The organism is Comamonas suwonensis, from assembly GCF_012844455.2.
Classification (GTDB): Bacteria; Pseudomonadota; Gammaproteobacteria; order Burkholderiales; family Burkholderiaceae_C; genus Comamonas; species Comamonas suwonensis.
Genome location: NZ_JABBCQ020000007.1, coordinates 201,431 through 221,104 on the forward strand (window position 1 = coordinate 201,431; position 19,674 = coordinate 221,104).

Consider the following 19,674-nt stretch of genomic DNA (forward strand, 5'->3'; position numbering starts at 1 on the left):
TCTGCATCGCGGCCTTTCTTGCGCTAAATTGGCCACCATGCTCAATATTTTTGCCATCTGTATGGGGGCCAGTCTGGGCGCGCTTTCGCGCTGGGGGCTGGGTTTGTGGCTCAGTAACGGGACAGGCTTGCCCTGGGGTACTCTGGCTTCCAACCTGATTGGTGGTTATCTGATCGGGGTCTGCATTGCCCTGTTTCAGGCCATGCCCGAGCTTGATCCCGTCTGGAGGCTCGCCCTCGTCACCGGCTTTCTGGGGGCCTTGACTACTTTTTCTAGCTATTCGGCCGAAGTCATTGGCTTGTTGCAGCAGCAGCGCCTGGCGGCAGCCTTGGGTTGGGCTGCGATTCACCTTGTGGGCTCGCTGTGTATGACCTATGTCGGTATGCTGAGCTGGAACGTCTGGATGGTTCGCTGAGTGGCTGCGCCATTCACCACTATTAAGGCAAATGGCTTTGGCTTTCAGAGGCTAAATACTCTGATGAGCTATCGCTTTGTGAGCGTATAGTGCAAGCATCACATGCACTACAGGTGTATTTGATATTGAAGTGTTTGATGGATGGGCGGTCAGCGCTACTAAATCCTTGATGATCCCGTAGCCCGTGCTGCTCAGCATTCTAAGAACTGAGGGCTCATGCAAATCTCTTCCCCCCTGTCTGATACCGATCTGGCCAATGCCTGGGCTGAGTTGCACAACCAGGCCCATAACGGCAAAGAGCTGGAGCCTCAATCCAACCGCCTCGCCTTCGCTGACCCGGAATTCATGTTCCGCCGCGAAACCCGTGGCATCCGCATGCAGCTGGAAATGCTCAAGCCCGACCTGACCCAGATCGAGCGCGGCATAGAGCACACTGTCGTGGTCTATGGCAGCGCCCGCTTCATGGACATGGATCAGGCGCAGCAGCAGCTCGCACAAGCCAGAGCCAGTGGCGATACCCAACGCATAGCCCTGGCTGAGCGTGGTCTGCGCAACGCCCAGCGCTATGAAGCCGCGCGTTCGTTCGCCCGCATCGTGGCGACCGAAGGCATGAAGCAGGAACCCAGTGAGCGCTTTTACATCTGCACGGGCGGTGGCCCCGGCATCATGGAAGCCGCCAATCGCGGCGCGCATGATGCGGGTGCGCCCAATGTGGGTCTCAACATCTACCTGCCACACGAGCAGCATGGCAACCCCTACATCACGCCGGAGCTGAGCTTCAAGTTCCATTACTTTGCGCTGCGCAAAATGCACTTCATGATGCGCGCCAAGGCTCTGGTGGCTTTCCCCGGCGGCTTTGGCACCATGGATGAGCTGTTCGAGGTACTGACGCTGGTGCAGACCCACAAGAGCAAGCCCGTACCTGTGATTCTGTTTGGCACCGAGTTCTGGAAGAAGGTGCTCAACTTTGATGCGCTGATCGAGGAAGGCACCATCTCCGCCAAGGACCTGAATCTGTTCCGTTACACGGACGATCCAGCCGAAGCCTGGGCGCTCATTCAGCAGTTCTATCGAGACGGCTGGAACTGACAGGGCCCAAGCTGTACCCCAACAAAAAAGCTGCCTTGGCAGCTTTTTTGTTGATCATTGATTCATCGCTTTAGGTGCAATATGAGTAGGTGCTCAAGGCTTATCTTCTTGATCACTGAGACAGCGATTTACGAAACACCAGCGTGCGGTTATTGGCTGGCATGGCCTCATCGCGCTGCAGTTGCATGCCGTGCAGTTTGGCCAACGCCACCACGGCTTCAAAATCACGCAGGCCACTGCGGGCATCACGCTGGCGCAGCCATGCATCAAAGGCCTGGTTGCTGTCGCTGGTAAAGCGGCCACCATAGTTGAATGGGCCATAGATGGCAAACACGCCGCTTGCAGGCAGATGTGTGCCCACCAGCTCAAACATGCGCTGCACCAGCGGCCAGGCCACGATGTGGCAGGTATTGCTGGTAAACACAGCGTCAAACCCAGGCTGATCTGCTGGCGTGGGCCAGGCGCTGGTGGCCAGATCAAACTCCAGCGGCGCACGCAGATTGGGCGCGGTCTGGGCGGCATGCCATGCCTGAATGCCGGGGTGGTTATCGGTCAGGTCGCTGGTCTGCCAGGTCAGCTGCGGCAGGCGCGGCGCAAAGTACACGCTGTGCTGGCCGGTACCCGAGCCAATCTCCAGCACATGTCGGCTGCTTTGCAGTGCCGTTTGCAGCACCGCAAGAATGGGGGCTTGGTTGTTTTCGCAAGCCTGCGCAAAAGGCAGCTGGGTGTTTGGGGGCGTTGTGTGGTGCATGGCGGTAGAGATGGCGCAAAGATCCTCCATCATGCCCGCCTTGGACGGAGATCCGAGGTGATCAGGAGGTGTCAGGACGCGGGCTTGAAGCGCAGCTTGATTTCAGGGCGTACGCCAAGGCCGCCAATTTTCCAGCTGTAGGAACCTAGACCCAGCACGGGTGTGGCGCTGGCATTTTGCGAGATCACCTCGGCATTGCTGGGCAGGCGGACTTTCAGCTTGCCGTTGACATTGATACCCAGCTGCGAAAAGTCGCTTTTTTCCTTCTCCTTGAGTGGCTTGGCTGCAATTGTCATCACGCCGTCCTTGTCGGTCTGCACGCTGAACATATCCAGCAGCCGCAAAGACTCACCCGCAATGCGCTGGCCCGCAATTTCCAGTGTGAAGCGCGCGTTGCCGTTGTAAACCGCTTTTTTGACATCCGGCTCGCTGCTCATCTGCTGCGCTTCAGCGGCCAGCCCCTGCTGGTCTTTTTCGCTCAGCAGGCCTTGCTTTCTCAGCTTCATCATGCCCATGGCATCGACGGCCGTGCCCTCAAAGAGATAGCTGAAGCTGGCATCAGGGTGCACATCGACCTTGGCGGTAAAGCGCTCCGGTATCAGGCAGCCTACCAGCAGCGCAGCCGTGGCGGTGGCTGTCAACAAAGCCAAAGGCTTGCGCATGTGAACTCCTTGTCGAACTCGATTTCTGATGCTTTGCTGATGCAGCTTGCAGTGTAGGGTATGGAGCCATACTAGAAGAAATCCGGCGCTCTCAAATAGGTGCTGTCATCAGTCAAAGCGCTTTTGAATATAAAAAGCATAGCGGGATACGCTTTTTAGATAAGCGCTACCGCTCATTTCACTTCAAACCCTTGAATGCCAGAAGTGGCTCTCAGCTGACGAGGCTCGTTATTGGGCGGCCACTTTCTGCGGCGCAACCTCATCCTTGAAGCCTTGTAGAGATTGGGTACGGATCGCTGCCCGTTGTAACGACGGAAGGCTTAGTGATTTCTGCATCGGCTTGGCGCTGCGGCCTGCACTGTTTACCTGTCGTGCAGGTCGACGGCACAGGGCTTGCTTCGCCTCTACTCAACGATCTTGGCAATCAGCTGCTGCGCCTTGCTCAGGGTTTGAAACAAATAGCGGTTCATGGGTTTCCATGGATCTGATTCATGTCAGGCCCGTGCACGCATGTTTGCCCATGCAAACCCTAGAGGTGAAACTCTGAATTGCTGCCTCATATTGACCAAGGGATGGTTGTCACGCTTCGGAAAATTTCGATGGCTGCACACGCGACAGAAAAACCTTCAACAGTCATGCCAAGTCTGCTGCCATGCGCATTGCGCTGAAGGCAATGTATTCATTTGAGAAGCTTGGGCCGGTCGCCTCGGTCTCGGATAGCCAGGCATCCAGCAATGCATCGTTGGCTTGAACGGCTTGCTTGAGAACTGCGATCTCTGCCAAGGAGGCGCAAGAAACGATGGCTTCCCGGGCGAGGTCATCGGTGACGCCAAACTTTTGCGCGAGTGGAATCAGGTGGCGCAATGTGCTGGGTACCAGCTGGGAATCAATCATCTGAAAGCAGATCGGTGGGTTGAAAATAAAAAACCGCCCAAAGGCGGTTTTTTATGACAAAAGCAGGCGTTTGATCAAATGAGCAATCAAGCACCGGCCACGCTGATCCCCTTGAATTCACCCGTTGCAATCTTTTCTTTCCAGACTGCAGGGCCTGTGATGTGGGCGCTGGTACCACCAGCGTCAACGGCCACGGTCACGGGCATGTCCACCACGTCGAATTCGTAAATGGCTTCCATGCCCAGGTCTTCAAAGCCCACGACCTTGGCGTGCTTGATGGCCTTGGAGACCAGGTAGGCAGCGCCGCCCACGGCCATCAGGTAAGCGCTCTTGTGCTTTTTGATGGCTTCGATGGCGACAGGGCCGCGTTCGGACTTGCCGATCATGGAGATCAGGCCGGTTTGCGACAGCATCATCTCGGTGAACTTGTCCATGCGGGTGGCGGTGGTCGGGCCTGCAGGGCCAACCACTTCGTCGCGCACGGGGTCAACCGGGCCCACGTAGTAGATCACGCGATTGGTGAAGTCCACGGGCAGCTTTTCGCCCTTGGCCAGCATGTCCTGAATGCGCTTGTGGGCAGCATCGCGACCGGTCAGCATTTTGCCGTTCAGCAAAATGGTGTCGCCGGGCTTCCAGCTGGCGACTTCTTCCTTGGTCAGGGTGTTCAGATCCACACGCTTGGACTTGTTGTAGTCAGGCTCCCAGTCGATCTTGGGCCAGGTGTCCAGCGACGGAGGGTCCAGGTACACTGGGCCGCTGCCGTCCATGACGAAGTGGGCGTGGCGGGTAGCGGCGCAGTTGGGGATCATGGCCACGGGCTTGGAGGCCGCGTGCGTGGGGTACATATTGATCTTGACGTCCAGCACCGTGGTCAGGCCGCCCAGGCCTTGGGCGCCAATGCCCAGGGCGTTGATCTTTTCGAACAGCTCCAGGCGCAGCTTTTCCACGTCATCGAGCTCTGCACCGCTGGCTGCTTTTTGCTGCAGCTCGTACATGTCGAGATCTTCCATCAGGCTTTCCTTGGCCAGCAAAACAGCTTTTTCAGCCGTGCCGCCAATGCCGATACCGATCATGCCCGGTGGGCACCAGCCCGCGCCCATGGTGGGGATGGTCTTCAAAACCCATTCGACCAGGTCGTCGCTGGGGTTCATCATGATCATCTTGGACTTGTTCTCGGAGCCACCGCCCTTGGCCGCCACGGTCACTTCCACCGTATTGCCGGGCACGATCTGCACGTTGATGACGGCAGGCGTGTTGTCCTTGGTGTTCTTGCGCTTGAAGTGAGGGTCTGCCACCACCGAGGCACGCAGGGTGTTGTCGGGGTGGTTGTAGGCGCGGCGAACGCCTTCGTTCACCGCGTCTTCCAGGCCCATGGTGAAGCCGTCCCACTTGACATCCATGCCTACCTTCAGAAACACGTTGACGATGCCCGTGTCCTGGCAGATGGGGCGCTGGCCGGTGGCGCTCATCTTGGAGTTGGTCAGGATCTGCGCCATCGCATCCTTGGCCGCAGGGCTTTGCTCGCGCTCATAGGCGCGGGCCAGATGCTGGATGAAATCCGGCGTGTGATAGTAGCTGATGTACTGGAGGGCACCTGCGACGGAGTCGATCAGGTCCTGCTGGCGGATGGAGGTTGTCATCGGGGGCTTCTCGGGGTTGCAATCTTCTGTACGCGTGGGGTGCGTACGGTAAACCCCATGATTATGGTGCCAGACGACAAGTTTTGCAGCCCATAACCCGCAAGTCTTATATATGACTTGGGCTGATGTTGCGGATCTGAGCCTTAGCTCAATCCACCGAGGATGGATGTGGAGAAGTCGGCCTGGTCATCCTGCTTGTCACCCTTGGCCCAGGCCAGAAGTCGGTCGGCAGGCATGGGCTTGGCGTAGAAGTAGCCTTGAAGCTCGTCGCAGTGCATATTGAGCAGAATGTCGCGCTGAGCGGCGGTTTCAACCCCTTCAGCCACCACGCGCAGGCCCAGCGCGTGGGCCAGATGAACGACGGCATGAACTACGGCACGGGCATCTTCTTCGGTTTCCAGATCGCGGATGAAGCTGCGGTCAATCTTGAGCTGCTGCGCGGGCAATTGGCGCAGGTAGTTGAGGCTGGAGTAGCCGGTGCCAAAGTCATCAATGGAGAGGTAGACGCCGATATCGCGCAGCTCTTCAAAAGTGCGCTGGGTGGCCTGCGTGTCTTCCATGGCCACGGATTCGGTGATTTCGCACAGTAGCTGGCTGGCCTGCACGTTGTGGCGCTGCAGGGTCTGGGTGATGCGTTCTGCCAACCCGCTTTCGCGCAGCTGATGCACGGAAAGATTGATGGCCACACGCATTTGCAGTCCCATGCCGCGCCATTCGGCCAGCTGGCGGCAGGCTTCTTCAATGACCCAGTTGCCCAGGTTGATGATGATGCCAAAGCGCTCGGCCAGCGGGATGAAGATGTCGGGTGCAATCATTCCGCGCTCAGGGTGAGTCCAGCGCAGCAAGGCCTCAACCCCGATGATGCTTCCGCGTTCACCATCAATTTTTGGCTGGTAATGCAGAGACATTTGCTGGCGCTGAATGGCATTGCGCAAATCACTTTGCAGCTCCAGCTGCTCTGAAGCATCGCTGCCCATATGGGGCTCGAACACCGCAAAACTGTTGCCGCCATTGCGTTTGGCGACATACATGGCAGCGTCTGCATTGGCGATCAGGTGGTCGCGGTCGCCATGGTCGGGGAAAACGACGATGCCGATGGAGCAGGTGATCTGCAGCTCTTTGTTGCCGAGCTGAAAGGGCTGGCTCAGACTTTTCAGAATTCGATTGGCGACGGCCATGCAGGCCGCAGCATCCTGCGCGTCTTCAAGGAGTACCAGAAATTCATCGCCACCCACACGGGCCACGGTGTCGCTGGAGCGCGCCTGTGCCAGCAGGCGCTGGGCAGCGCCAATCAGAATCTCATCGCCTGCCGCGTGGCCGAAGGAGTCATTGATGGGCTTGAAACCGTCCAGATCCACAAACAGAATGCCCAGTCGGTCTTTGACGCTGGAGCGGTTGGTGCGCTCCAGCCTCAACAGGGCGTGAATCAGACGGTCTTCAAATAGCAGGCGGTTGGGCAGGTTGGTCAGCGGGTCAGCAAAGGCGCGCTGGCGCAGCTCGTTATTAGCCAGCTGCAGCTTGCTATTGCTTTCCTTCAATGACTCGTTGAGTTTGAAGGCCGTGCTTTGCAATCGGGCATCCAGAACGGTGCTGAACATGGCTGCGATGAGCAGCATGGCCGTGGTGAGGACGATGATGGTGGTCAGCTCAGGACCGTTCAGCGCCTCAGCGCTCAGGCAGATGGCACCGCTGGCAAAGCTGGCCGCTGACATGCCGGTGTAATGCATGCCGCAGATGGCAAAGCCCATGACCAGCGCTGCCAGCACCTGAAATAGTCGCAGTTTCTTGCCTGAGAGCGAAAACATGATGCGAAACAGGCTGAGAGCCGTGGCGGATGCCAGCACAGCAATCACGACGGATATGGCGACAAAACTCCAGTTCCAGACAATGGGGATGGACATGTCGATGGCGAGCATGCCCAGGTAATGCATAGCGCAGATGCCGCCGCCCATGGCCAGCGAGGCCGTCACAAAATGCGGCCAGCGGTATTCCGTCTTGGTGGTCACCCCAAAAGCCAGAGCGGAGGCTGCGACGGCAGCGACCCATGAAATCAGGGTCAGCGCGCCGCGATAGCCTAGCAAGATAGGCAGTTGAAACGCCTGCATGCCGATAAAGTGGGTGGCCCAGATGCCAGTGCCCATCACCATGGAACCAATCAACCACCAGATGCGACCAATGCCCCCTGAGGCCAAGTGCACGCGACGGGCCAGGCCCAGCGTGACATACGAGGCCATTACCGCGATGACGATGGAAAAGCCCACGGTCACCAAGCTGTAGCTTGATGCCATGAAAGAATCTGCGAGAGGGGTGGAAAGGTCAGAGAGCATTAATGTGTTGGTTCAGCAAGGCTGATCGGTTTCTGTGCCCGATGCGGGCCTAATGTAACTACCTATTTCGGCTCTTGCCCATTCAAGGATGTTGAATGGGGTAGGGATTGCGGTTTTTGAGCTGAGCTGGTATTGACTTATGTGCTAAGCCGCTTGCCGTATGGTGCGTGGGCTTTTTTCAAGCGTTTGTCAGGCGCAGCGTCGTCTCGGCAGAGGCGCCAAGTTGTATTTCAAGGAGTGTTTCTATGACAGCGATTCGCCAGGAAAAAGATACTTTTGGCCTGATTGATGTTCCGGCCGACAAGCTCTGGGGGGCGCAGACTCAGCGCTCGCTCAAGAATTTTGACATCAGCGGAGAGCGCCAGCCGCTTGAGATCATTGCTGCGCTGGCGCAGGTAAAAAAAGCCAGCGCCACCGTCAATCATGCTCTGGGTTTGCTGGATGCACAGAAAGCGCAGGCCATCAATGCGGCAGCCGATGAGGTATTGAGTGGCAAGCACCTGGGAGAGTTCCCGCTGGTGGTGTGGCAGACCGGCTCTGGCACGCAAACCAATATGAACGTCAACGAGGTACTGGCCAACCGTGCCAGCGAGTTGCTGGGCGGCGAGCGCGGTGAAGCGCGCCTGGTACACCCCAATGACGATGTGAACAAGAGCCAGTCCAGCAACGATGTGTACCCCACGGCCATGCATGTGGCGGCGGTGGCGGCGATGCAGAACCGACTGCTGCCCGCCATGGCCCAGCTGCGCGCTACTTTGCAGGCCAAGAGCGAGGCGTTTGCCGATATCGTCAAAATTGGCCGCACTCACTTGCAAGACGCCACACCGCTGACGCTGGGGCAAGAAATATCCGGCTGGGTAGCACAGTTGGCCCATGGGGAAGCCCATGTACGTGCGGCGCTGCCGCATCTGTATGAGCTGGCGCTGGGCGGCACGGCGGTGGGCACAGGCCTGAATGCGCCCAAGGGCTATGCCGAAGGTGTGGCGGCGGAGCTGGCCCAGTTGACGGGCTACCCGTTTGTCACATCGCCCAATAAATTTGAGTCGTTGGCGAGTTGTGACGGCCTGGTGCATGCGCATGGTGCTCTGAAAACCATAGCCGCCAGCATGATGAAGATCGCCAATGATGTGCGCTGGCTGGCTTCTGGCCCGCGCAGCGGGCTGGGTGAAATCTCGATTCCTGAGAATGAGCCTGGCTCCTCCATCATGCCGGGCAAGGTCAACCCTACGCAGTCAGAAGCGGTGACCATGCTGTGCGCCCAAGTCTTTGGCAACGATGTGGCGATTAATTTTGGCGGTGCCTCGGGCAACTTTGAGCTGAATGTGTTTCGGCCCCTGATTGCGCATAATTTTCAGCAAAGCGTGCGCCTGCTGGCCGATGGCATGCTCAGCTTCAACGACCACTGCGCCGTGGGCATTGAGCCCAACCGCGCACGCATTGATGAGCTGGTGGGCCGCTCGCTCATGCTGGTGACTGCGCTTAACACCCATATCGGCTACGACAAGGCCGCCTTTATCGCCAAGAAGGCGCACAAGGAGGGCAGCAGCCTGCGTGATGCCGCCATTGCCAGCGGTCATGTCACGGCCCAGCAGTTTGATCAGTGGGTGGTGCCAGAGCAAATGGTGGGTAATCTCTGATCGATCGGAGTTAAAAGTACCTGTAGCGCTTTCAGGTAAAGCGCTAAGCGCTATGGTTTTTGCTTATCGCAAAACGAAAGCCCAGTTGTCCCAGCATGCCCGCAATGAGCAACACGGAAAAGGCGGAGAGTGAGGGGTTGTCGCCCACGCTGGCTGCCATGGTGCAGATTCCGCCCACGGCCATCTGGGCAAATCCATAGACGCCGGCGGCTGAGCCTGTCAGCTGAGGGTGTACGCCCAGTGCCTTGGCCAGCGCGGCGGGGCTGGTCATGCCTGAGCCTATGGTGAACAGCGTCATCAGCGAAACGGCCAGCACCACATTGAGCTGCTGCATCAGGGTCAGCGCCAGCAGCGCGCCGGCGCAGCTCAGGCTGAGCAGGTTGCCACCCAGCATCAGTTTGTCGAGTGAAACGCGCTGAATCAGCTGGCGGGCCAGCACATTGCCCAGTGCCATGCCACCCATCAGCAGGCCCAGAATCAGGCCCACTTCGGCCTTGCTGGTGTGGAGTTGCTCGATAAAGATGAAAGGTGCTGCGGCAATAAACGCATACAGGGAGGTGGTTGCACCCCCGCCGCCAATGGCAAAACCCAGGAACTGGGGCGAGCCCAGCAGGGTGCGGTAATCGGTGCGCACGGTGCGCCAGTTCAACTGGCCTGTGGGGCGGCCGGTTTCAGGCAGCAGGCGCCATACGCAGATGGCGGTGACCAGACCCATCAAGGCCAGTGCGGCAAAGATGGAGCGCCAGCCAAACACGGCATCCAGCCCGGAGCCGATAGAGGGGGAGATGCCCGGGCCCATCATCATCATCAGGTTGAGCAGGGCCAGGCTGCCCACGGCGTTCTCTGGCGTGGCTGTATCGCGCGCAATGGCGCGGCCCAGCGCCAGACCTGCGCAGCCACCCAGCGCCTGCAGCAGCCGCGCACCAATCAGCATGTCAGTGCTGGGTGCGATGAAGGCGAGCAGGCTGGCCACTGTGTAGAGGCTGAGGCCCGCCAGAAGAACGGGGCGGCGCCCCAGCGCATCGGACATGGGGCCATAGATCAGTTGCCCCAGCGCCATGCCCATGATGTAGACGGTGATGGTCTGCTGCATCTGGCCGTTGCTGCTGCCAAGCTGTCTGGCGGCATCCGGCAGGGCCGGGATGAACATGTGCATGGCAAGCGTGCCGCCAATGGTGACCATGGCCAGCAGCCATAAGGGAGCTTTGAGAGCAGGGGAAGCAGTACGTGGCATGAAGGGCGATCGGAGAACGGAGGCGCTGAAGGTTGCGAGACGAGAGGCTGAACTTGACGTCAGCTGTCTGGCTGCTCTGCGCCCGTAGCGATTGCTTCCATAGCGGCCATCTTGCTGAGCAGGGTGTCCAGTGCGCCCAGCGTTTGATCGAGCAGCTCGGCAGGGAAGTCCTGCATGACCTCGCCGCGCACCTCGGCGACGACTTGCTTCACGGCCTCCACCTTGTCTTGGCCCGCTGCGGTGAGTTGTATGCGCTTGACGCGGCGGTCCGCATCATCCAGCCGCTCTACCCAGCCCTGCGCCTGCAAGCCATCAATCAGGCGCACGATGGAAGAACTATCCAGCGCCAGGGCCTGCGCCAGATCTTTTTGCCGCATGGCACCCTGGCTGCGTTCCAGATGCACCAGCGGCAGCCATAGCGCCTGCGTCAGGCCCATTGGAGCAAGCACACGGTCGAGCGAGCGCCGCCACTGCTTGTTGACTTGCGCCATGGCGAACATGAGTTGGCGCTGGCGGTTTGACAGGGATGAGTGGTTGGGCATGGTGCGGCAATTCAAATAATTGGTATTCAAATTATTGTTCATGCATGCATTGATGCTGCCTCTAGGGTTTTTGCCTGCGCTGAGCGTTCAAAGAACGACAAGGCTGCGCAACAAGGACGCACCAAGGTTTGTATTGGCGGGTCTGGGGAGAGCGTGGGTTGGCCTGTGCCGTGTCCGGGAGCCTGCGCGAGAACAGGAGCGGCATTACAACAGCAGCAAACAACAGGAAACTTGCTGCCGGCATCGCGCAATCGCCCTGGCTTGGGGATTGGCGGAGTCTGGTGCGTGTAGCCTGTCAGTGAAGGCGCTGACAGGCCGGGGCAAGGGCTGGCTTGAGCTTCAGGGGCGCTTGCCTCGCCCCTGAATGGTTGCTTTACAGACCGAGAGACTTGAGCAGATCGTCCGTGTCGCTATTGCTTGCGGCTACGGCTGGCGCTGCTTTGGCATGGGCTTCGCGGGTCTGGGCCATGACCAGGTCAGGATCGGGCTTTTCCTGTGGCTCGAAGTCCTTGATCTTGATGAATTCCATGTGATCCACAGCCATCTCCAGATAGAAGATGTTGTTGTTGCCGGTATAAAAAGTGACGCGGCGGGCCTCGGGGGCGTCCAGATTGGCATCCACGCTCAGGTTGACCTGCTTGTTCAGGCGGATCATCTTGGGCTGGCTTTGCGCGATATGGGTTTGCAGCTCGCGCTGTACCTTGCTGGTGAAGTCGCCCACGACCTGGTTCATCAGCTCGCCCATGACGTTACTCACCTCGTCAGAGGTGTAGGAGTTGGCCAGATCGCTCTCTGCCATGCCCATGGAAAGCAGGTAGCTGCGGTACAGCTCCATGGCTGCTTCGGCCGAGAAATTGATGATGATGAGCGCCGAGAAGCCGCCGTCAATCAGCACAAAGCAGCCAATATCAGGCTTGAGACTGGTCTTGGTGATGCGCTGCACCATGCCTGAATACTGAATGGGGCACTGGGTGGCGACCTGCAGCACGCCCGATACGGAGTTGCACAGGGCAATCAGCACATCTTCAGTGCCGTGAATGATGGGGGCGTTGTGTGTACTCATGGCGCAAGTGATTCGATGATGCGTGATTATGTATGCAACACTTTGTCACAGCCAGATATCGCTACGGATTACGGGCGTTCGCACTCTGGTAACGTGCCTGTTTTTGGAAAATCTGAGGTATTCATGCACAGCAAGCTGTGGCGTCTGGCCGCCAGTGCCATCGTGGTGACGAGTCTGACGGCTTGTTCCACCGTCTCCAATATGACGGGCAAGGTCTCCCAGACCTGGGACAAGACCTGGTCCAGCCTCAGCGGTAAGAAGCAGGCTGCGGGTGCAGTTCCACCCAAGGCCGCTGAGCAAGCGCCTTTGCCATCGGGCCTGAAGGTCAGCCGGGAAAGCGGTCGCTGGCAGGGCCTCTATAGCCTGGAAGGCGAGACAGGGCGCTTTCAGGAGTGCGAGTCCGGCCAATTCATTGCCGTGCTGCCCGAGGCCGATAACGTGCTGCTGGAGCAGGCCTACCTGAACACGCGCAGCAACGCTGCCGTGAGCATGCTGGCCGAGGTGCAGGGCCGGGTGGTGGAACGCCCGGTCAGTGACCCGGTGCTGGCCCAGCAAGGTCGCAAGATGCTGGCGCTGCGTGTGGAGCGCTTTGTCAGCCTGTCGAGCCAATCGACTTGCGCCAATGGCAAGTCCAGCTGGTAATCGCACAGAACCCCACCAAAAAGAACCTGCCTTCATGGCCGGTTCTTTTTGATAGCTGTTTGCGCTTTATTGATAAGCGCTTGAGCCCGTTTTAATGCTTATTGATGAGCTGCGGCGCGTGCCAGCGCCAGCCAGCCGTCAAAGGTTTGCTGGTGGGCCTTTATCCAGCCGTCTACATGGCGGCTGACATCGGCTGAGCTGCTCTCGCCCTGACGCATGCGCATGTTCTGGGCGTTGATGTCTTCGATAGGTAGCTGCATCACGGCAAAGAGCTTGGCTGCGGCGGGGTTCTTCTCGGCCCAGGCCTTGTTGGCCAGGATGTATTGCTGGTTGAGCTTGAAACCGTAGTTCTTGCCATTGGACAGCTGGGTTTGGTCCTCGCCTTGTGCGTCGGGGATATTTGGCACTTCCAGCCAGCTCACCTCCTTGCCGGGGCGCAGCACGGTGTTCACCCAGAATGGCGTCCAGACATAGTAAAGAATGGGCTTGCCGCTTTTGTGGCGGGTGATGGTGTCGGCAATCAGGGCCTGATAGTTGCCTTGTTTGTGGGCGATGCTTGACTCCAGATTCAGTCCCTTGAGATGTTTGTTGATGGCCAGCTCGCAGCCCCAGCCGGGGTTGCAGCCCGTCAGGTCGGCCTTGCCGTCACCATCGGTGTCGAACAGCGCAGCCAGCTTTGGGTCCTTGAGCTGCGTGATGCTGGTGATCTGGTATTTCTCTGCCGTGGCCTTGTCGATCAGATAGCCCTGTACGGCATTGCGCGAATAGGTGCCTGCGCGATAGAAGGCTTTGTCGCCGCCGTTGTTTTCATAGAAAGCGCGGTGCAGCGGCATCCAGTGCGTGGCGGTAAACGTCGCATCCCCCTGGGCTACAGCCACATGCTGGGTGCCGTTTTCCAAACTTTTGATGGGTTGCACTTGGTAACCCAGCTTTTCCAGAGCACGCGAAACCAGCTGGGTCTGGAACAACTCCTCATCCACCGTGCCCTTGATGGGTTGTACCGAGACGCCTTTGCCCGGAAGGTCGCCTGCAGCCGTCTGCGCCTGTGCGGCGCCAAAGGCCAGCAGCGCGGCGGCGGCGATGAGGCCGAGTCTGGGCTGGCGCTGCTGATGTGGGTGGAAGTGGTTTGCCAAAGTGATGCGGTTCATAGATTGCTCCTTGGATGCTGGGTGCCTACCCCTGAATCGGCGTGGAAAAGCGGAAGAGACAAAGAAAAACGGCGCCCGAAATAGCTTCGGTGCGCCGTTGCGAAAATCAGGACTTCTGAGCTGCGGCCTTGGCCTGGGTAATCCAGCCGTCAAAGGTCTTCTGGTGGGCCTTGATCCAGCTGTCCACATGGCGGTTGATGTCGGCGGGCTTGCTCTCTCCATCGTTGAGCAGGCGGTTCTGCTGGCTGATGTCATTGAGGGGGAGCTGCATGATTTCGAACAGTTTGCCTGCAGCCGGGTTCTTTTCTACCCAGACCTTGTTCGCCACGATGTACTCGTTATTCAGCGGGAAACCGTAGTTGCGGCCGTTGGGCAGCTTTGTGTCCGTACCCGCCTGCACGCCTGGCATGGAGGAAAACGGCACCTGCAGCCACACGACTTCATGGCCTGGGCGCAGCACATTGCTGAGCCAGTAGGGCGTCCACGCGTAATACAGCACGGGCTTGCCTGCATTGAAGCGCGACAGCGTGTCCGCAATCAGGGCGGGGTAGTTTCCCTGTGTGTAGGTGACGGTATTCTTCAGGCCAAAGGCGTTGATCTGGTGCGCCACTACGGCTTCTCCGCCCCAGCCTGCGTTGGGGCCTATGAGGTCGGCCTTGCCGTCGCCGTTCATGTCAAACAGCGCAGCCAGTTTGGGGTCTTTGAGTTGGTCGATGTGCGTGATCTTGTAGGCGTCAGCAGTCTTTTTGTCGATCACGTAGCCTTGGGCTGCACCTGCAGAGTACACGCCTTTGCGCGATAACTTGGCATCGCCACCAGCTTGCTTGTAGAACTCGGCATGGTGCGGATTCCAGTGGTTGGCCATGAAGGTGGCATCGCCATTGGCAACGGCCAAATGGATCAGCGGGTAGTCCAGCTCTTCCCAGGGCTTGACGGTGTAGCCCAGTTGCTGGAGCGCCTTCATCACCAGCAGGGTCTGAAAATTCTCTTCAGCCAGCGCACTTTTGACGGGCAGTACCGTAATGCCCTTGCCCGGCAGTGCTGCCCCTGGTGAATTCTGACTTGCCGCCCAGCTGCTTGTGGGGCCCAGGCCAAGTACGGCGGTGGCTGCTGCGGCCAGGAGCCACTGGCGTTTGGCGAGCTGGGGCGATGTCATGCTTTGCATTGTCTTCATCATTGTTGTTATTTCTCCTTGCAGTTGCTGGGCTGGTTGGCCCGAAAAAAACGGCGGCCGCCAAAGCGGTCGCCGTCATCTGTCTGGTCTGGGTTGATCAGGGCTTTTTGGCGGCGGCCAGGGCCTGGCTGATCCAGCCATCAAATGTCTTTTGATGGGCCTTGATCCAGCTGTTGGTGTGGCGCTCTATGTCCGACTGCTTGTTCTGCCCCTGGCTCATCATGAAGTTCTGGGCGTTGATATCGCCTACGGGCAGCGTGATGACTTCAAACAGTTTGGCGGCGGCAGGGTTATGCTCGGCCCAGGTTTTGTTGGCCACGATTTGCTGGCTGTTGGCGATGAAACCGTAGTTTTTGCCGTTGGCCAGCTTGGTGTCCGTGCCCGACTGTTCCCCGGGCAGGGCGGAGAACGGAACCTCCAGCCACACCACCTCCTTGCCGGGTTTGAGTACATTGCTCACCCAGTAAGGCGTCCAGGTGTAGTAAAGAATGGGCTTGCCCGCCTGGTAACGGGTAATGGTGTCCGCCATCAGCGCCGAGTAAGTGCCTTGCTTGTGCGTGACGGTATCGCGCAGCTTGTAGGCAGTGAGCTGGTGTTCAATCATGGCTTCACAGCCCCAGCCGGGGGTGCAGCCGGTCAGGTCGGCCTTGCCATCGCCGTCGGTGTCAAACAGCTTGGCAATCTCAGGCTTTTGCAACTGCCCCAGGTTGGTGATGCCATAGGCCTGCGCCGTCTTTTTGTCGATCAGGTAGCCCTGCGCTGCATTGGCTGAGAAAACGCCCTTGCGGTAGAGCTTGGCATCGCCGCCCGCGTTCTTGTAATAGTCAGCGTGCAGCGGGTTCCAGTGGTTGGCCATGAAAGTCGCATCCCCATTCGCCAGCGCAATATGGGCCGTTGGGTACTCCACCTCTTTCATGGGCTGCACTTCGTAGCCCAGCTTTTCCAGAGCCTTCATGACCAGCTGGGTCTGGAAGCTTTCCTCGGCGATCGAGCTTTTGAGCGGGTGTACTTTCACGCCCTTGCCGGGAAGGTCGTTAGCGGCAAAGGCGTTTGTGCCCGCGAGCGCCATGGTGGCTGCGGCCGTGCTGGCAAGCAGCCAGTGGCCGAGGTTCTGGCGCATGCGGGGGGCGTTGTGAGTCATGTTCATAGGTCCTCCTCGTTTTTCGGGTTCAAACCGCAGCGGGCTTGGCAGGTTCACCGCTGCGCTGCGGCGCGGGGGCGGCTTGAGGCTTTTTCAGCAGACGTACAACAACCCCGGCGGGGCCAGTCGCCCACCAGCGGGCACTGCCGCGCTTGGGCTCGCCCATGGCTTGCGTGATACGGTCGAGCACAATGGCCAGCAGCACAATGCCCAGACCGCCCACCGTGGCCAGCCCCATATCCAGGCGACCAATGCCGCGCAGCACCATCTGGCCCAGACCGCCCACGGCAATCATGGAGGCGATGACGACCATGGACAGCGACAGCATCAGCGCCTGATTGATACCCGCCATGATGGAGGGCATGGACAGTGGCAGTTGCACCTTCCACAGCAACTGTGCGGGCGATGCGCCATAGGCGCGGCTGGCTTCAATCAGGTCGGGGCGTACCTGACGAATACCCAGATTCGTCAGGCGAATCAGCGGTGGCAAAGCAAACACAATGGTCACGATGACGCCGGGGACGTTGCCAATGCCAAACAGCATGACCACGGGCACCAGATAGACAAAAGCGGGCGTGGTCTGCATGGCGTCCAGCAGCGGGCGTGTCCAGCGCTGGGCACGGTCGCTGCTGGCCAGGAAAATACCTGAGGGCAGGCCGATCACGATGCAGAAGAACAGCGAGGTCAGCACCAGCGCCAGAGTGACCATGGCCTCAGGCCAGATGCCTAGCACCGCCACGCCCAGCAGGGACAGTGCCGCGCCGATGGCCAGCTTGCGGCCCGCAAACTGCCAGGCCAGCAAGGCAATCAGCAGCACCAGCACAGGCATGGGAATGGTCTGCAGCACATCGGTCACGCCGTTGAGCGTGGCATCGATTGGCGTGCGCACAGCCTGGAAGAAGGGGCGGAAATGATCGACAACCCAGGCCAGGCCGTTGTTGATGGAGTCCTGCACGGGCAGGCCTTCGGTGGTGATCTGGTGCCAGAGCTGACCGATACCGCCGTCATGTTCGGGAATGTCGGTGGGAGAGGGGGCGCTGAGCCAGTCGGTACTGCTGACCTGGTCAGCCGCATCGCCGCTGTTCCAGGCGTCGCTGCCACTGGCTGGGACGGGCTCTGCATAGGAGGCCGCCCAAGGGTCGGCATCTGCAGCACTTTGAGCAGCGGTGCCGCTCGCCGGCTCGGCTGAGGGAGCCGAGGCTGCGGCCCAGGGATCATTAAACGCAGCGCTGGCTGCGGTGCCGTCGGTGGTTGGGTTGTTCAGTGTGTTGTCGTTCAAATCGGCTCCCTCCTCTTATTGCGCTGCATGCAGGGCAGCTTGCTTGTTCGGTGTGGACTGGAAATGCGTATCCAGCTTGACGGGCGGAATTTCCTGCTGGGGCGGCGGCACGGGCGGGGTGGCGCGGTCCAGGAATTTCAGCATGGTGGTGCGGCTGATGACACCCAGGTATTTGCCGTCTTCGTCGACCACCGGCAGCGGGAAGGGTGGTGCGGCCACGGCGCCAAACAGCTCGGCCACTGGCGTGTTGCTGGCAATGGCTTGTACATCGGGGATGAAGGCATGCTTGAGTCCCAGCATTCCTTCATGGCCGTGCAGCGCATCGCGCAGCGATTGCGAGGACACGACCCCCAGAAAACGCTTGCGGGCGCTGAGCACATAGGCATGGTCGCGGTCAGAATCTTCCAGCAGGCGCAGTGCGGCGCGGCAGCCGCGGTCGCTGTGCTCCGAAATCACGGTCAGCGCCTGACGGGCGATGTCGGAAGCCTTGAACACGGCCGCAGCATCCACGCCCTGGATAAAGGTGCGCACATAGTCGTTGGCCGGGTTGCGCAGGATTTCATCAGGTGTGCCGACCTGTTGCACCATGCCGTCCTTCATGATGGCAATGCGGTCACCGATGCGCATGGCCTCGTCCAGATCGTGGGAGATGAAGACGATGGTGCGGCGCTTGATTTCTTGCAGGCGCAGCAGCTCTGACTGCATCTCGGTGCGGATGATGGGGTCGAGTGCCGAGAAGGCCTCATCCATTAGCAGGATGGAGGGGTCGGATGCGAGTGCACGGGCCAGGCCCACGCGCTGCTGCATGCCACCGGACAGTTCGTCGGGGTAGCTTGCGCCCCAGCCGCCCAGGCCCACTTGCTCCAGTGCATCCTGCGCCTGCTTCTGGCGTGTGGCGCGGTCCACGCCTGCCAGCTCAAGGCCAAAGGCCGTGTTGTCCAGCACCGTCAGATGGGGCATCAGCGCAAATGACTGAAACACCATGGAGATGTCTTTGCGGCGCAGAGCGCGCAGCTCTTTGTCGCTGAGTTCGTTGATGTCCTGACCGTCCACCAGAATGCGGCCGCTGGTGGGCTCGATCAGACGGTTGAGCATGCGCACCAGCGTGGACTTGCCCGAACCCGACAGGCCCATGACAACAAAAATTTCACCAGCTTCGATGGTGAAGTGGGCGTCGAATACGCCGATGGATTGCCCGGTCTGGGCAAGAATTTCTTGCTTGCTCAGGCCTTGTTTCACGAGGTTGAGCGCGGTTTTCGAATCGTTGCCGAAGACCTTGAAGACATGATCAATAGCGATTTGCTTGGCCACTGTGGCGTTCTCCTTTGGGTGAGATGGAACACAGTCCAGCGCCCACAACCGGCAATGCCGGTAGGCGCTGGCGCACAAGCCAAAAATGAGCCCTGATGCTGCCGCTCAGCCCGGCCTTGTGGGCAGGACTGCGCGATGCAGATGGCGCCATGGCGGCGCCGGGATTCAGCCCGGATGGCACAAGCGAGGTGTGCGCAAGAGCTGTCAAATGTGAAGAAGCGGGTGGCTGGCACCAGGGGTACCGACTGGCACGCCCATGCGCTTCTTCTTGTCAGGCTAGCTTCCGGTGCTTTAGACCGGGAGAAGCCCCCATGCATCAGGGCCGTGTTTCGGCCCGGTTGACGGGGCTGCGCCAAAGGAGCGAGAAGCTCCTGTGATTGACACAACGATCCGCCGGGAGTGAGTCAGCCGCGTTCAAAAAATACGGTGACGACCTGCGCGGCAGGTTGTAAATGACTTTTTAATATATCGAATTGAGTTTTATGCGTCAAATCGAACTGTAAGCATTGGGCGCTCAGCAGTCATGAAACAATGGGCTTGAAACATTTACATACCCTAAAAACAGAGCAATAAGTGATTGATAGATAAGGGGTTTCTGCTGATTAATGGCTTTTTTTTACCGGTTGTCAGCTTTTGATGACTTTTGCTGGGTTAAGGGGTAAGAAAAAGCCCCGTCATGGCGAACCATGCGGGGCTTTTCAGGAATGTGGCTGGAAAGTGCCAGG

General features: G+C 59.1%; 17 protein-coding genes. 4 read left to right on the plus strand and 13 right to left on the minus strand.

Annotated features, from left to right (window positions below):
* Window positions 1–37: 37 nt before the first annotated feature.
* Entirely contained in the window at window positions 38–415 is a 378-nt protein-coding gene (crcB, locus tag HF327_RS10180) for a fluoride efflux transporter CrcB (RefSeq protein WP_169108105.1), read from the plus strand.
* Between the two features lie 216 nt (window positions 416–631).
* The gene (locus HF327_RS10185) at window positions 632–1,504 is read left to right on the plus strand and encodes an LOG family protein (protein ID WP_169108106.1); all 873 of its coding nucleotides are present in this window, start codon (window positions 632–634) and stop codon (window positions 1,502–1,504) included.
* Between the two features lie 112 nt (window positions 1,505–1,616).
* Here HF327_RS10185 and HF327_RS10190 read toward each other — a convergent pair whose 3' ends face one another.
* The 5 genes from HF327_RS10190 to HF327_RS10210 form a co-directional block, all read right to left on the minus strand.
* A complete protein-coding gene (locus HF327_RS10190; RefSeq protein ID WP_169108145.1) occupies window positions 1,617–2,255 on the minus strand; it encodes a DUF938 domain-containing protein in 639 nt (212 codons plus the stop codon).
* Between the two features lie 71 nt (window positions 2,256–2,326).
* Window positions 2,327–2,917 carry a hypothetical protein gene (locus HF327_RS10195; protein WP_169108107.1) on the minus strand — a complete coding sequence of 197 codons (591 nt, stop codon included), beginning with the start codon at window positions 2,915–2,917 and terminating at the stop codon, window positions 2,327–2,329.
* A gap of 633 nt (window positions 2,918–3,550) precedes the next feature.
* A complete protein-coding gene (locus HF327_RS10200; protein ID WP_169108108.1) occupies window positions 3,551–3,781 on the minus strand; it encodes a hypothetical protein in 231 nt (76 codons plus the stop codon).
* Window positions 3,782–3,897: 116 nt separating this feature from the next.
* Complete coding sequence (locus HF327_RS10205; RefSeq protein WP_099737629.1) at window positions 3,898–5,451, minus strand: fumarate hydratase; 1,554 nt, start codon at window positions 5,449–5,451, stop codon at window positions 3,898–3,900.
* Window positions 5,452–5,594: 143 nt separating this feature from the next.
* The gene (locus tag HF327_RS10210; protein ID WP_236024130.1) at window positions 5,595–7,739 is read right to left on the minus strand and encodes a bifunctional diguanylate cyclase/phosphodiesterase; all 2,145 of its coding nucleotides are present in this window, start codon (window positions 7,737–7,739) and stop codon (window positions 5,595–5,597) included.
* 284 nt (window positions 7,740–8,023) lie between these two features.
* Here HF327_RS10210 and fumC point away from each other — a divergent pair, with 284 nt between their 5' ends.
* Complete coding sequence (gene fumC / locus HF327_RS10215) at window positions 8,024–9,415, plus strand: class II fumarate hydratase (RefSeq protein WP_169108109.1); 1,392 nt, start codon at window positions 8,024–8,026, stop codon at window positions 9,413–9,415.
* A 43-nt stretch (window positions 9,416–9,458) separates the two neighbouring features.
* Here the strand turns inward: fumC and HF327_RS10220 are convergent, their stop codons facing one another.
* The 3 genes from HF327_RS10220 to HF327_RS10230 form a co-directional block, all read right to left on the minus strand.
* Window positions 9,459–10,649 carry a multidrug effflux MFS transporter gene (locus tag HF327_RS10220; protein ID WP_169108110.1) on the minus strand — a complete coding sequence of 397 codons (1,191 nt, stop codon included), beginning with the start codon at window positions 10,647–10,649 and terminating at the stop codon, window positions 9,459–9,461.
* Window positions 10,650–10,708: 59 nt separating this feature from the next.
* Window positions 10,709–11,191, minus strand: coding sequence for a MarR family winged helix-turn-helix transcriptional regulator (locus HF327_RS10225; RefSeq protein ID WP_169108147.1), 483 nt, complete (start codon window positions 11,189–11,191; stop codon window positions 10,709–10,711).
* A 373-nt stretch (window positions 11,192–11,564) separates the two neighbouring features.
* Complete coding sequence (locus HF327_RS10230; protein WP_169108111.1) at window positions 11,565–12,254, minus strand: DUF3334 family protein; 690 nt, start codon at window positions 12,252–12,254, stop codon at window positions 11,565–11,567.
* A gap of 123 nt (window positions 12,255–12,377) precedes the next feature.
* Between HF327_RS10230 and HF327_RS10235 the strand changes: the two genes are divergently transcribed.
* Window positions 12,378–12,896, plus strand: a complete 519-nt coding sequence (locus HF327_RS10235) for a hypothetical protein (RefSeq protein WP_169108112.1) — start codon at window positions 12,378–12,380, stop codon at window positions 12,894–12,896.
* Between the two features lie 98 nt (window positions 12,897–12,994).
* Here the strand turns inward: HF327_RS10235 and proX (HF327_RS10240) are convergent, their stop codons facing one another.
* The 5 genes from proX (HF327_RS10240) to proV form a co-directional block, all read right to left on the minus strand.
* Window positions 12,995–14,044, minus strand: coding sequence for a glycine betaine/L-proline ABC transporter substrate-binding protein ProX (gene proX, locus HF327_RS10240; protein ID WP_236024132.1), 1,050 nt, complete (start codon window positions 14,042–14,044; stop codon window positions 12,995–12,997).
* A gap of 106 nt (window positions 14,045–14,150) precedes the next feature.
* On the minus strand, window positions 14,151–15,218 hold the full coding sequence (gene proX / locus HF327_RS10245) for a glycine betaine/L-proline ABC transporter substrate-binding protein ProX (RefSeq protein ID WP_407927035.1): 1,068 nt from the start codon (window positions 15,216–15,218) through the stop codon (window positions 14,151–14,153).
* A 97-nt stretch (window positions 15,219–15,315) separates the two neighbouring features.
* A complete protein-coding gene (gene proX, locus HF327_RS10250) occupies window positions 15,316–16,359 on the minus strand; it encodes a glycine betaine/L-proline ABC transporter substrate-binding protein ProX (RefSeq protein ID WP_169108149.1) in 1,044 nt (347 codons plus the stop codon).
* Between the two features lie 28 nt (window positions 16,360–16,387).
* Entirely contained in the window at window positions 16,388–17,638 is a 1,251-nt protein-coding gene (gene proW / locus HF327_RS10255) for a glycine betaine/L-proline ABC transporter permease ProW (RefSeq protein WP_169108114.1), read from the minus strand.
* A 15-nt stretch (window positions 17,639–17,653) separates the two neighbouring features.
* The gene (proV, locus tag HF327_RS10260; protein ID WP_169108115.1) at window positions 17,654–18,949 is read right to left on the minus strand and encodes a glycine betaine/L-proline ABC transporter ATP-binding protein ProV; all 1,296 of its coding nucleotides are present in this window, start codon (window positions 18,947–18,949) and stop codon (window positions 17,654–17,656) included.
* Window positions 18,950–19,674: the final 725 nt, after the last annotated feature.